Annotated in this window: 11 protein-coding genes; 10 read left to right on the plus strand and 1 reads right to left on the minus strand. The window is 61.4% G+C overall.

The features are described from left to right. Positions 1-12 precede the first annotated feature (12 nt). The 10 genes from NRG23_RS29470 to NRG23_RS29510 all read left to right on the plus strand — a co-directional run bounded on the left by NRG23_RS29470 (position 13) and on the right by NRG23_RS29510 (position 11219). Positions 13-2211 carry a phospholipase D-like domain-containing protein gene (locus tag NRG23_RS29470; protein ID WP_257373132.1) on the plus strand — a complete coding sequence of 733 codons (2199 nt, stop codon included), beginning with the start codon at positions 13-15 and terminating at the stop codon, positions 2209-2211. Further along, the gene (locus tag NRG23_RS29475; RefSeq protein WP_257373133.1) at positions 2192-3103 is read left to right on the plus strand and encodes a tetratricopeptide repeat protein; all 912 of its coding nucleotides are present in this window, start codon (positions 2192-2194) and stop codon (positions 3101-3103) included. The genes NRG23_RS29470 and NRG23_RS29475 overlap by 20 nt, the downstream gene beginning before the upstream one ends. 8 nt (positions 3104-3111) lie before the next feature. Further along, the gene (locus NRG23_RS29480) at positions 3112-4047 is read left to right on the plus strand and encodes a tetratricopeptide repeat protein (RefSeq protein ID WP_232788591.1); all 936 of its coding nucleotides are present in this window, start codon (positions 3112-3114) and stop codon (positions 4045-4047) included. A 128-nt stretch (positions 4048-4175) separates the two neighbouring features. Beyond that, positions 4176-4346 (plus strand): carbon storage regulator, encoded by a 171-nt coding sequence (locus NRG23_RS32970; protein ID WP_096375011.1) that lies wholly within the window; start codon positions 4176-4178, stop codon positions 4344-4346. Positions 4347-4366: 20 nt separating this feature from the next. Further along, positions 4367-4753: a hypothetical protein gene (locus tag NRG23_RS29485; protein ID WP_101282987.1), complete on the plus strand. Its 387-nt coding sequence runs from the start codon at positions 4367-4369 to the stop codon at positions 4751-4753. A gap of 21 nt (positions 4754-4774) precedes the next feature. Further along, a complete protein-coding gene (locus tag NRG23_RS29490; RefSeq protein WP_257373134.1) occupies positions 4775-5161 on the plus strand; it encodes a hypothetical protein in 387 nt (128 codons plus the stop codon). A 452-nt stretch (positions 5162-5613) separates the two neighbouring features. Continuing rightward, positions 5614-7530: a sigma-54-dependent Fis family transcriptional regulator gene (locus tag NRG23_RS29495; protein WP_257373135.1), complete on the plus strand. Its 1917-nt coding sequence runs from the start codon at positions 5614-5616 to the stop codon at positions 7528-7530. Beyond that, on the plus strand, positions 7530-9248 hold the full coding sequence (locus tag NRG23_RS29500; protein ID WP_016702424.1) for an ABC transporter ATP-binding protein: 1719 nt from the start codon (positions 7530-7532) through the stop codon (positions 9246-9248). Before NRG23_RS29495 ends, NRG23_RS29500 begins: the two co-directional genes overlap by 1 nt. Further along, the gene (locus tag NRG23_RS29505; protein WP_124301926.1) at positions 9238-9915 is read left to right on the plus strand and encodes a S8 family serine peptidase; all 678 of its coding nucleotides are present in this window, start codon (positions 9238-9240) and stop codon (positions 9913-9915) included. Before NRG23_RS29500 ends, NRG23_RS29505 begins: the two co-directional genes overlap by 11 nt. Next, positions 9912-11219, plus strand: coding sequence for an NAD(P)/FAD-dependent oxidoreductase (locus NRG23_RS29510; RefSeq protein WP_257373136.1), 1308 nt, complete (start codon positions 9912-9914; stop codon positions 11217-11219). The genes NRG23_RS29505 and NRG23_RS29510 overlap by 4 nt, the downstream gene beginning before the upstream one ends. Positions 11220-11480: 261 nt before the next feature. On the opposite strand, the gene NRG23_RS29515 is transcribed toward NRG23_RS29510, so the two are convergent. Next, on the minus strand, positions 11481-13382 hold the full coding sequence (locus tag NRG23_RS29515; RefSeq protein WP_257373137.1) for an amidohydrolase: 1902 nt from the start codon (positions 13380-13382) through the stop codon (positions 11481-11483). Positions 13383-13501: the final 119 nt, after the last annotated feature.

Here is a 13501-nt window from a genome sequence, read left to right on the forward strand (position 1 = left end):
GGAAGCCATCGAATGACAACGGACTACAGCAAGGAAGTTATCCAGCTAACGCCTAAAGCCCACAAGTCCACGGCCTTGACCATGGACTGGTTCGCCAGAAAAGCGCTTTACCCGCCGCGAGCCGGTATACAGGTCACCCCGCTGATCAACGGTGAGCACGCATTCGGCGCTGTATACGATGCCATTCGGGGCGCGCAAAAGAGCATCGAAATCATCAGTTGGGGATTTGACCCGGCGATGTGCTTCAAGCCCGACAGTGATCGAATCGGTGAACTGCTGGATGTTCAAGGTCGACACGGCGTCAAGACGCGTGTGTTGATCTGGAAAAACCCGCTGGCCAACTTTGTCGAAAACACCATCATCGGTGATGGCCTCGCGGGTTCGGGAGGCACCGCAATGGGATCGGGCGTGGCCCGCGCAAGCGCAGCCTCCGATAAGGACCTCAAGTACCGTCAGACGTTGGAATTTCAGCGCACTTATTATCAGGATGAACTGGCCAAGTTGTATGCGGCTCAACGGCAGGTTGACGGTGCAGGCAAGCGCCCTCAGCCGCCCAATCCCGCGCGTGAACGTGAGTTGCAGGCCATGCTGGCTGACATCGAAGCTCAGCTGAATGGGGAGGGCGGCTACAACACGCTCAAAGGCTCGGGTGGGCCCAAATATGCCCCTCAGGATGAGCAGTACACCCGGGAGTGGTTTAACCGCCTGCACGATGGGCGGATGCAGAACGTTGAGTTTCGCACCCGCGATTTCTCCACCGAAGTTCCGCTCAATGCGATCATGCGCGGACCTCAAGTGGTCCAGGAAAAGGGGCGTCTGGCGACGCTCTATCGACTGATAAAAGGCGAAGCGCCCGACGTCAACTTTGCGCACATGCTCGCGCTGACGTTCTTTGCCAGCCACCACCAGAAGATGGTGCTGGTGGACTATGAAGACACCGCGAACGCGGTCGGCTTTGTCATGGGGCACAACATGCATCGCAATTACTGGGATACCAGCGCGCACCTGTATGACGACAAAGCCGCCCGGCGCAGCCCGGGCTTCGGCCCATGGCAGGACTTGTCGATGAAAGTGCAAGGGCCTGTGCTGCATGACCTGAACCACAACTTCAGCACTGCCTGGGATCGGGAAACCTTTTGGATCAAGAAATGGTTTACCGATGGCCTGCGCGATCAGCGCGAGGCTATCAAGCCAGACAATTTCAAAGCCGCTGGCTCGACCATGGCACAGATTTGCCGCACCCAGCCGCAAGAAGGGGCGGAAACCTCGATTCTGGAGCTCTACCACAAAGCGTTAGGCAACGTGCGCAACTACGCCTATTTTGAAAACCAGTACTTCCGCTACCCGGCGTTTGCCAAACAGTTACGCGAGCTGGCGGCCGCTTATATCGCCAAAGGCAGAGACAAGGACTTGTACGTGTTCGTGGTTACCAACAACCCAAACAAAAGGGGTTTTTCCAGCACCACCTACGCCACCTTGCAGGAACTCGGGCAGGAGCAACTGATGCCCCAGGCCCAGCGTACGCTGACGGAAGATATGCTGCGAAAGCGCAGCCAGTTGGCGTATCTGGAGGCCAACCCACACACCGACCCCTACGTGCAGCGCGCTCAGCTCAACCGAGCCGAGATACTCAAACGTGAGATCACCGAGCTGGAAAAAAAGGGCGTTACCCCTGAGGTCGAACAGCGCCTGGGCGGTCTCAAGGCAAAAGATATTCCTGAACTCGGCAAGCCAAAATCGAATGACGGTGAAGAGCCCAAACCCTACACCCTCAAGGACATACCCGGTCTCAAAGTCGTCATCGCCACCCTGACTGCCTGCACGCCGGACCCCGGAAGCACTTTATCCGAGGGGCAACAGGCCTACTTCCGGGATATCTACGTGCACTCCAAGTTGTTGGTGGTGGACGACGTCTTCAGCCTGCTCAGCTCTGCGAACATCAACGCCCGCAGCCTGCATACCGACTCTGAATTAGGCCTCGCTGCGCCGGATGCCGAGCTGGCCAAGCATTGGCGGGAGGAGTTGTGGAAGTTGCATGCAGGTGAGTCGTTTAACGATGACAAAGGGAGTTGTGATGGGCTAGAGAACTTCATTAAGTGGAATAAAGTGATGGATGAAAACTGGAAGAACAAAAACAAAAATGAACCGTTGATAACCCACTTGACACGCTTTTGGGATGTGGAGACGCCTTATGCCAAAGCCATTGATTAAAGCTCTCTCTTTTTGTGCCCTTACTTTTTTATTGTTATTGAGTGGAACTTCGGCCATGGCCTATCCAACCTTTACCTGTGCCTACGAAAAAGACCACAACCCACCACTGGATGCCGAAGCAGATGGTTGGTTTCAACAGGCTCGCGCTCTAGAGAAAGTGCGTGGAGTGAAAGACTGGCGAACCATCGTTGGGCTCTACGAAAAAGCCATTGCCAAAAATCACTGGAAGGCGATGCATAACCTGGCGGGACTCTATCGTACAGGATGGCCAGGACAGCCTGGGGTAGAACAAGACACCAGCAAGATGCTCGATCTTTATGAGCGTATGGTCAAACTCAAAGTGCCGTTGGGTTATTACAACTGGGCCGTGGTTGTCGAGAACGGGCAAGGCGTTTTGAAGTCAGACCGGATGGCCAGTTCGTATATGTTTCAAGCGGCACAATTGGGTAGTCCTTTGGCACAAGTTAAAATCGGAAATTACTTGTCATTCGCGTTACCACGAGACAAACAGGACGATCAAATGGCCGAGGCCTATTTCCGATGTGCCGGCGCTCAAGATTCGCCGGATGCAATTATCGAAACGGCTGCGTTCTATAAGATAGCTAAAAAAAATATGCCTCTCGCATTATTCTATTATCAGCGTGCCGCATCGCTGGGTAGTTCCTCAGGGTTAAGCTCTCTCAGTGGAGCATTTTCGGCTCAACCGGAACCTATAGATAATTTTGGATATCAGCCAGATGAAAAACTCCATGAGTTTTATTCCGGTCTATGGAAACAGCTCCGAGCTGACCGTAATCTACGTTTCCCTAATCTGATGAAAGACCATCCTCTACCCGCCCATCCCAAACAAGGCTTTGACGCGGAACATCCGGATCGCAGGCCGGAGATATGAGCCATCTTATGTACCAAGAAAAACGTCGGTGCATACTAGGGCAATTGATTAAAACAATGGTTTTTTGTGCTGTCTGCATATGCAGCGTATTCAATAGCACTCCGGCCATGGCCTACCCAACCTTTACCTGTGCCTACGAAAAAGACCACAACCCGCCACTGGATGCCGAGGCCGATAGTTGGTTTCAACAGGCGCGAGCTTTGGAGAAAGTGCGGGGCGTCAAAGACTGGCGAACTATCGTTGGACTCTACGAAAAAGCCATCGCTAAAGATCATTGGAAGGCGATGCATAACCTGGCGGGACTCTATCGCACGGGTTGGCCAGGACAACCTGGTGTTGAACAAGACACCAGCAAGATGCTCGACCTCTATGAACGTATGGTGAAACTCAAAGTCCCACTGGGTTACTACGATTGGGCTGTAGTGGCTGAAAACGGGCGTGGGGTGTTGAAGTCGGACCGGATGGCCAGCTCCTATCTGTTCCAGGCGGCACAGTTGGGCAGTCCATTGGCACAGGTTCAAATCGGCCAATACTTCGCTTTTGGGCTCCCAAGGGATAAGCAGGATGATGACATGGCTGAACGTTATTACCGATGTGCGGGGGGGCAGGAAAATGCAGATGCCGTGTCAAAAACAGCATCGTTTTATAAAAATGCTAAACAGAATATGCCCCTTGCGCTTTCCTACTATCAACGTGCTGCATCGCTGGGTAGTTCCACGGGATTGAGCAATTTAAAAGGAGCTTTCGACGCCGTACCTCGGCCAATATATAACTTTGGATATCAGTCAGACCCTAAGCTCCATGAGTTGTATACCAACTTGTCGAAACAGCTAGATGCCAATCCTAATTTGCGCTTCCCTAATTTGATGAGAGACCACCCTCTACCCGCCCACCCCAAACAAGGCTATGACGCAGAGCACCCGGATCGCAGACCGGAAATTTGAATGACTGCATTCACTCCAGTAGCGGCGATCTAATGAAATACGCCACATGAAGAACGACCTCATTTAAGTACACAGTTGCCGTATCACATTTTTTTTCATGTATTTTTCGATCTAGATAAGGAATGAAAATGCTGTTGCTTAGTTGCAAGCCAGGTGAGACGTTCAAACTCGGTGAGGAGATAGTGGTCAGCGTGATGGATATTCAGGGCAAACATGTTCGCTTGGGACTCATGGCGCCTAAAAAAATCGCGATACATCGTCATGAGCATTACCAAAAATATCAGGGTCGGAAAAGATAGTGCAGTAATAAGGCAGTCAAATGAGCCTGAATACGGCAGACAAAATATTCCTGGTGGTCGGATTCATCGATTTTGCGGGGATGTTTATTGCGCTCGGCATCCAATTGCACATGGCCTACACCAAGATGGATGTGATGTTGGAGCATCTGCAGAACAGTGCTGTGCTCAGCACACTGACCACGCTCAGGCACGGCGGTCCGTGGGGGAAATTGATTCTGGTCGGGAGCATTTCCGGTTTTGTGACTTTCCCCAATTTTTACCTTAAGCGTGGCTGGGTCAGCGCTGAGGATTTGCTTGGGTTTCCTGCGGCGCTTAAGCGCAAGTTGGTCGTGCTGCAGTGGAGTGCGCTAGGGCTGATAGTGGTCATGACGGGGCTTGCAGCGGTGGTCAAGCTGGGTGTTGTTTGAGGTCATTTACGAGAGCTGCCAATGAATACCCCTGAGATCGTTTTCGGCTACCTGGGCGGAGTCGTGATTCTCGGCGCATTTGTCTGGATCGGTGTCGCGTTGCACATGGCTTATACCAAGCTGGATGAACTCTTGGACCATCTGAAAAACTGTTCAGCCATCATGGCCCGCGCTCCGTTAAGGCACGGCGGTCCCTGGGGGAAACTTTTACTGATTGGGGGTATCTCCGGGATCGTGACGTTTCCCGGTTTTTATCTCAAAAGAGGGGCGTTGAGCGCTGAGGACTTAAACCATTTTCCCCTGCCATTTAAACGGAAGTTGGCATGGCTGCAGTGGAGCGTAATCGGGCTTCTGGGCTTTGTTTTTCTCCTATGGGTCATTGGCAAAGTTGTAGGTTGGCACAAATAAATCGTGCGTATTTCTGCCTGCCTGCCTGCAAAGCAAAGTGGCAGTGACCTGTACAGGTGCACCTGTCTCGGCGAATGCATCCGTAGCCTCAGCCTGGAAGTTCTGATTGCTGTGGTTGTGAAATCGCTTCGTGGGCAAGCCTCGCTCCTACAGAGACACCGGCATCTGTAGGAGCGGCCGGGCGACGCTCGATGGCCCGCGATGGGCGATGACGCAGCCGTCTCCTTTGCGCCATACGGCACTTGCCATCCGCTTTACGTTAACGTCAAGATGCCCTGGCGCGGTTTGTTCCGTGGCGCAGGTTTTGCTTCTTAAAGGCAAGGCTGGCCACGGGCCAAACTTCCCTTTACTGCCATCTGAACCGGGTGTAGACATTGGCCTTGGCTTGCGTGCTCCTCGCAATCCAAGGGAATGGACCGGGGAGGGCCGGGCGGACCGATTCGGAGCGCTTGATGACTCTCATAAAAACAACAACGGGCGAGCTGCAGCACAAGGCCGGACTGGCCCGGGCAAAACTCCATCTGGAAGGCGAAGTCCCCGACGGCGTATTGCGTGCGGAAATCGATGCTTCATGGCGGCGCAGCCTCAGCCATGGCGTGCACTTTAATGGCCAGCCGGAACTGACCCTGGAATCCGGCGCCAGCCTCGAGGTGCTGCTGGCGAGCAATCGCCTGCTGCTCGACGCGGCGATCCCCGCCATCGACTACCTGGCCGAGCGCCAGGGCCAGGATGGCCTGATCATCCTGGCCAATGCCGACGCCACCATTCTGTCGATCGAGGGCCGCGCCGACCGGCTCAAGGGCAGCGGCGTGCAGGACATCACCCTCGGCGCCTGCTGGAGCGAAGCCACCCGCGGCACCAATGCCCTGGGCACGGCGCTGGTGGAAGCCCGCACGACCCTGATCGATTGCGGTGAACATTACCTGGATCGCCTGAGCCATTTTTCCTGCACTTCGGTGCCCATCCATTGCCCCCAGGGCGAGATCCTCGGCGTGCTCGACCTGACCCGCGAAGGTCCGCTGGGGCGCTTCCAGGACAGCTCGGCGCTGCTGGCCATGGCGGTCAGCCAGATCGAGAGCCGGGTGTTCAACGCTTCTTATCCGGAGCAGATCGTCCTGGCCTTCCACAGCCGCCGGCAGTACCTCGAATCCCCCTGGCAGGGCCTGCTGGCCCTGAGCCTGGGCGGGCAGATCCTCGCGGTCAGCACCCAGGCCTGCCAGTTGCTCAATGCCTCGCGCGCGGCCCTGGTCGGCCGGCGCTGCGAGGAATTTCTCGGCGTCGACGGCCTGCAATTGCTGGCGCGCCTGCAACAGGGCGGCATCGGCAGCCTGCAGACCGCCAAGGGCGAGTTTTTCTACAAGACCCTGCGCGCGCCGCAACGCTCGATCACTGTCAGCAGCGTGCCGCGCAGTGCGCCGAAGAATGCCCCGAGCCATCCGCAACTCGACCCACAACTCGACAATCTGGCCGGCAGCAACAGCCGTTATGCCCGCGCCCTGCGCATGGCCCGCCAGGGCCTGGCCAATGCCTTGCCGGTATTGCTGCTGGGGGAAACCGGCACCGGCAAGGAAGTCGTTGCCCGCGCCCTGCACCTGGCCGGCAGCCGCGCCGACAAACCCTTTATCGCGGTGAACTGCGCGGCGATCCCCGAGGGCCTGATCGAGTCGGAGCTGTTCGGTTATCGCGAGGGCGCCTTCACCGGTTCGCGCCGTGGCGGCATGATCGGCCGCCTGCAACAGGCCCACGGCGGCACCCTGTTCCTCGATGAAATCGGCGATATGCCGCTGGCCTTGCAGGCGCGCCTGCTGCGGGTGTTGCAGGACCGCAAGGTGGCGCCGCTGGGCGCCGGCGAAGAGCAGGACATCGACATCGCGCTGATCTGCGCCACCCACCGCGACCTCAAGCAGCAGGTGGCCGACAAGCAGTTCCGCGAGGACCTGTTCTACCGGGTCAACGGCATCAGCGTGATGCTCCCGGCGCTGCGCGAACGCGAGGACTTCGACGCGCTGCTGGAGGTCCTGCTGGCCAAGCTCGGCAGCCCCGGGGTGGCCCTGGCCGAAGACCTGCGCCAGCTGCTGGCCGGCTATCACTGGCCGGGCAATATCCGCCAGTTGGAGATGGTCCTGCGCACCGCCCTGGCGATGCGCGAGGAGGGCGAAGCGGCCCTGGGCCTGGACCACTTGCCCGACAGCATGCTCGACGATCTCAACGCCAGCGAGCGGCCGGCCACCGGCAGCATCCGCGAGAACCAGCTGGAGCTGATCCGCCAGGCGCTGGACAGTCACCAGGGCAATGTTTCCGCCGCCGCCGATGCCCTGGGCATCAGCCGCGCCACCCTGTACCGCAAGCTCAAGCAGTTGCGCAGTTGATGTCGCGCCTGCTCAGCCGGCTGGTGGACAGCCCCGACCCCGCGGCCCTGCAAGCCGCCTTGCGCTGGCTGTATGGGTTTGTCCGCCCGCAGCGCCTGGCCATCGCCGGGCTGCTGGCGCTGTCGGTGTGCGCCTCGCTGCTGGTGCTGGTGCAGCCGTGGCTGACCAAGCTGCTGATCGACGACGGCCTGCTGGCGCGCAATTTCCCGATGCTGGTGTGGATCGCCGGGCTGATGATCCTCGCCGGGCTGCTGGGCACCGCGCTGTCGGGCATCAACCGCTACCTGCACACGCGCCTGTCGGGGCGGATTCTGTTCGCCCTGCGCGACGACCTGTACCGCCATTTGCAGCGCCTGTCGCCGGGCTTCTACGGGCAGCGGCGGATCGGCGACCTGATGTCGCGGCTCGATGGCGACGTGGCGGAGATCCAGCGGTTTGCCGTCGACTCGCTGTTCTCCGCGGTGTCCAGCGTGATCGGCCTGCTGGTGGCCCTGGCAATGCTGGTGACCCTGTCCTGGCAGCTGTCGTTGCTGGCGTTGTTGCTGATTCCCCTGGACCTGCTCTGGCTGCGCTGGATGCGGCGCAAGGTCGAGCGCGACGTGCGGCAACTGCGCGAGCGTTCGGCTGACATGTCGTCGTTCATGGTCGAGACCCTGCCGGTGATGAAGTTCATCCAGAGCGCCGGCCAGCAGCAGCGCGAAGCCCGGCGCCTGGAGCGCCTGGGCCAGGGCTACATGAGCCAGTTGCTGCGCCTGCAGGTCAGCGAGTTCTTCACCCAGGCGGTGCCCGGCACCCTGACCTCGCTGTCGCGGGCCTGTGCGTTTTTGATCGGCGGTTATTGGGTGGTGCAGGGCACCTGGCAACTGGGCGCGCTGATCGCCTTTTCCACTTACCTGGGCATGGCCGTGGGGCCGGTGCAGAGCCTGCTGGGGCTGTACGTGGCAATCCAGCGCATGACCGTCAGCCTGGGCCGGGTCATGGAGCTGCGCGGCGAACAACCGAGCGTGACCACGCCGGCCCAACCGCTGCCGATGCCCAGCGGCGGCGAGCTGTATTTCCGCGACGTGCATTTCAGCCACCCGGGGCGCCCCAGCACCCTGCGCGGCATCGAGGCACGCATTCCCTATGGTCTGAAAGTGGCCCTGGGCGGCGGCTCCGGGGTCGGCAAGTCGACCCTGATCGACCTGCTGCAACGCCACCACGACCCGCAGTCCGGGCAGGTGCTGCTGGACGGCGTCGACCTGCGCCAGCTCGACCTGTTCGAGCTGCGCCGGCGCATCGCCGTGGTCAGCCAGGACATCGTGCTGTTCCGTGGGAGCCTGGCCGACAACCTGGCCTACAGCGTGCCCGACGCACCGCGCGCGGCGGTGGCCGAGGTGGCGCGGCTGGCGCAACTGGACAGCCTGATCGAGTCGCTGCCCGAAGGCCTCGACAGCCCGTTGGGCGAGCGCGGTCAGCAGCTGTCCGGCGGGCAGAAACAACGGATCGCGATTGCCCGCGCGCTGCTCCAGGACCCCTTGATCCTGGTGCTGGACGAAGCCACCTCGGCGGTGGACGAAAGCACCGAGCGCGAAGTGATCGAGGCCATCGACCGGCTGTTCGCCGGGCGCACGCGGATCCTGATCAGCCACCGGCCCTCGACCCTGGCCGACGCCGACCTGCGTTTCGAGCTGGTGGACGGCGTCTTGCAATCGGTGAAGGTGCCCCATGAAGCCTGAGCTGCGGATCGGCGTGGTCGACAGCGGGCATACGGCCGCGCAACGCCCGCAGGTGGTGGCCGGGCGGCGTTTCTACCTGGTGGAGGACGGGGTGGGCGAGGGCGACTTGCGCGAGGACCCCCTCGGCCACGGCAGCGCGATCATCGAGGCGATCCGCGAGCGGGCGCCCAAGGCGCGTTTCTGCGTGGCCCAGGTGTTCGACCAGCGCGGGGTGACCAGCGCCCTGCAGATCGCCAGCGCCCTGGACTGGCTGGTGAGCCAGCGGGTGCGGCTGATCAACCTCAGCCTGGGGCTGCGCCAGGACCGCAGCCTGTTGCGCGAAGCCTGCGCCGCCGCCCTGGCCCGCGGCGTGCTGTTGTGCGCATCGAGCCCGGCCCAGGGCGAAGGCGTATTCCCGGCCCGCTACCCGGGTGTGCTGCGGGTGACCGGCGATGCCCGTTGCACCCCCGGCGAATGGTCGTGGCTCGACAGCCAGCAGGCGGATTTCGCCGCCTGCGTGCAGGGCAGCCACCCCGGCCAGTCCGGCGCGAGCTTGGGCTGCGCGGCCTTGAGCGGGCATATCGCCGGTTACCTCGGCGAACACCACGACGCCGACAACCCGCAGGTGGTCCAGTGGCTGCAGACCCATGCCCGCTATCACGGCCCCGAACGGCGCGGCTGGCCATGAGGCCGCTGCTGATTCTCGGCGCCGGTCCGGCCGGTGCCGCGGTGGCCCTGGGTTTAAGACGGCTGGGCTACGCGGTGGCGCTGGTCAGCGAGTGGCGGCGTTTCCCGGCGCTCGAAGGGGTGTCGCTGCGGGTGCTCGAAGCCCTGCATGGCGCCGGCCTGGGGCGGGCGCTGGAGGCTGGGTTGCAGGCGTCCCAGCGTCAGGTGGCATGGAACGGCCAGAGCCATGGGCAGAACGTCGAATACCTGCTGGATCGCCCGCGCTTCGATCGTGGCTTGCGCGAGGATCTGCGCGAGGCCGGGGTCGAGTTGATCGAAGGCCGGGTGCTGGAGGTGCAGTCGACGGCGAGCGGGCATCGGCTGCGGATCGAGGGGCAGGCCGAGCGGCTAACGGAATTTCTGGTAGAGGCCCGCGGGCGCCAGGCGCCTGCCTTGAGTAAAGCGCTGGGCAAAGGCCTGCGGGGCCCGGAAACGCTCAGCCTGCTCAACCGTTGGCAGGGCGCGCCGGGCGCCACCGCCAGCGCCGTGCACAGCCTTGAGGACGGCTGGGCCTGGATGGCGCGCCAGGCCGATGGCCAGTGTTACTGGCAACTGACAGTGGACGTGGCCAGCGCCGAGTTACCGGGCAAGGCGCAACTGCTGGATTACTGCCGTCAGCGGCGCCGGGGTTCGGCCCTGGTGCGGGAGTTTTTCGCTGATGGGCCGGAGCTTGATTTGCAGCTGCACGCGCGCAGCAGCACGGCGATTCTCTGCCCGCAGGTGTGTGGCGCCAACTGGATTCGCGTGGGCGACGCGGCCATGGCCGTGGACCCGCTGTCGGGCAACGGTATCTTCCAGTCGCTGTCCTCGGCGTTGCAGGCGCCGGCAGTAATCAACACGCTACTGCAACGGCCCGAACGCGCGGCCCTGGCGCAGCGCTTCCATGCTCGGCGGGTGGAGCAACTGTTCCTGCGCTTCGCCCGCATCGGCCGCGATTTCTACGCCGACGAGCAGCGCTGGGCCGAGCAGCCGTTCTGGCAGGCCCGACGGCAATGGCCGGACCGCGAGCCGGCGCACGCCGTGGCGGACTTTTCCGCCCTGCGCATCGAGCGCGCCCCGGTATTGCGCGAGGGCCTGGTGGATGAAGCCGAGGTGGTGATCACCCCGGACCAGCCGCTGGGCATCTGGCATGTGCAGGGGGTGGAGCTGGCGCCGCTGTTGCGCCGCTTGCCCAACGAACCGGCGCAACAGCTGCTGGCGGGGTTGAGCGCGGAGCAGGACAGGGCCGTGCGTGGCTGGTTGCTGGGGCAGGGCTACAAGCCTTGAGGCGACGGAGCGGCTTTTGTAGCCGCTGCCGCAGGCTGCGATCGGCGGCGCAGCCGTCGTAAAGGCAGGGGTGATCGATCAGCAGATGTGTGATGCCTGGACGAATGATCGCGAGCAAGCTCGCTCCTACAGAAGATGAGACGCCCTTGTAGGAGCGAGCTTGCTCGCGATCCGCGCAGCGGCCATCTGAGCCCCGTCGTTCCTGACGAAGCGCTAACAAGCCGGGGTCCGGACAGACCCCCGGCTTGCCATGGCTAACGATCAGCTATCGGGATTGACATACACCCGGTGGCCGCCTTTCCAGGTTTCGCAGACCTTGATGTCCCTGATGTGGGTGGCCGGCACTTTTTCGTCGAGCGGGTCTTGCTCGAGAATCACCAGGTCCGCGAAATGGCCGTCCTGCAACGACCCGGTCCAACCCTCGGCGTGGCACTGCCAGGCCGCGTCATAGGTGATGGCTTTCAGGGCCTGCTTGCGCGTCAGGCACTCGGCTTCATTGAGGATCGGTTGCAGCCTTGGGTCATGGACGAACCGCCCCTGGGCATCGCGAATGCCTTCCATCTTGCGGGTCACCGCCTGTTCCATGGAACGCAGCGGCCCCAGCGGCGTTACCGAGCAGTCGCTGTGCAGGGTCACTTTCAGGTTGTGGTCCAGGGCCGACTGGCACAGGTCGAGCATCTGTTCGGCCTTGCCTTCGAAGATCGCCTGTTTGAAGGCGTAACCCCAGTAGCCGACATGACCGATCAGGAAGCTCGGCGACAGGCCCAGGCGCTGCATGGCCTGCAGGGTGTCCGCGGTCAGCAGCGAGCAGTGCTCGATGCGGTGGCGTTTTTCCAGGGCGCTGCCGCCCTGCAAGGCCGCCTCATAGGCTTGCAGGGTGAAGTCGATGGCCCGGTCGCCGTTGGCGTGGATCATCAGCGGCCAGCCGGTTTCGACGGCATTGCGCACCACGGTCTTGTAGGTATCGGGTGTGGTGACCGGGGTGTGGTCCTGATCGCAGAAATTGAAATTGCCCACCGGCCGCGTCGCCTCGCAGCAGTAGCGCGTGGCCTGGTAGCCCGTCAGCCCCTGGTTGGAACCGTCCGACACCAGCTTGACCGAGGCCTGATAGAAGCGCTTGGCCTGTTCCCGGCTGACCGGCTGGTAGCGCGGCAGCTTGCCGATGGCCTCGGGCGTGCCATCGCAGGCGGCGGCGTAGCCGATCCGCAGCTTGCGGGGGCGGGTCAGGAAGTAGGCGCCCAGTACCAGCTTCGACTGGGAGTCCATCATCGCGTCGTAGAGCAGGGTGATGCCGCGGCGCGAAGCCTTGTCGAAGTAGTCCTCGAGGTGTTTGAAGATATTCAGTATTTCCAGCTGCTGCCGGAGGGGAATGCTCTTGATGGCGGCCAGCACCTCGGCTTCCTGCAGGACTCCGTTGTCGGCCCTTACACCGGTCTTCTTGAACACCGCGTCGCTCGCCGCGGTGTTCAGGTAGGCGGTGTGCATGGACGCGCTGATCAGCAGCATCGGGTGCTGCTTGTCGATGGTGTCCAGGTTGCCGATGTCGTCGCCGGAGCCACAGTGAAAGGTGATGAGTCTGTTCAGGCCGTGGGGGACGACCTGGAACGGCATCAGCGCCGGATCGACCTGATGGCCGAGGATCCAGGTCGAGTTGTCCTTGGGCAGGTTGGCCTGGATGGTGCTTTTCAACCAGTTCCAGTCATAGGTGGGCCGTAGCCGCTGGTTCTTGTGCTCATCCGGGTTGTCGCTATCGATGGCCCCCAGGTTCAGCCAGCCTTCCGTGGCGCAGCTCTGCACGATATGGGCGTGGGGTTCGATCAGACCGGGCAACAGGGTCTTGCCGTTCAGGGACTGCTTCTTGTAGGTGATGCCCAGGGCGTTCATGCGGGCTTCGACGGCGGCCAGGGTGCCGGAGGCGACCACGTCGCCGGCGTGGATGCCCAGGGCCTCGACCCGTTCGTCCATGTTGCCGTCGCGCAAGGGGTAGATGGTGCCGTTGGTAAAGATGATGGACTCGCCGGCCGGCTCCTTGGCCAGTTCATTGGCGTCCTGTGGTTGGTTGGCGCTATGGCTGGCCGGGTCGAGTGTGTCTTTCAGAGCGTTCCAGATGGGGTTGTGGCATCCGCATTGGACCCAGTCGTGATCATTTCCATTTGATCCCATGATGCTTTCCTCGGGTTTTCGGTGGTGATGAGGTGTGCGTTGAAGGGGGTGAGCCAGGTTCGCAGGGCAGCTATCGAGCCGGCTCGGGCTGAGCGTAGCAGCCGTTCGGGGCGCGGACC

Source organism: Pseudomonas sp. T8 (genome assembly GCF_024610635.1).
Taxonomy (GTDB): domain Bacteria; phylum Pseudomonadota; class Gammaproteobacteria; order Pseudomonadales; family Pseudomonadaceae; genus Aquipseudomonas; species Aquipseudomonas chlororaphis_I.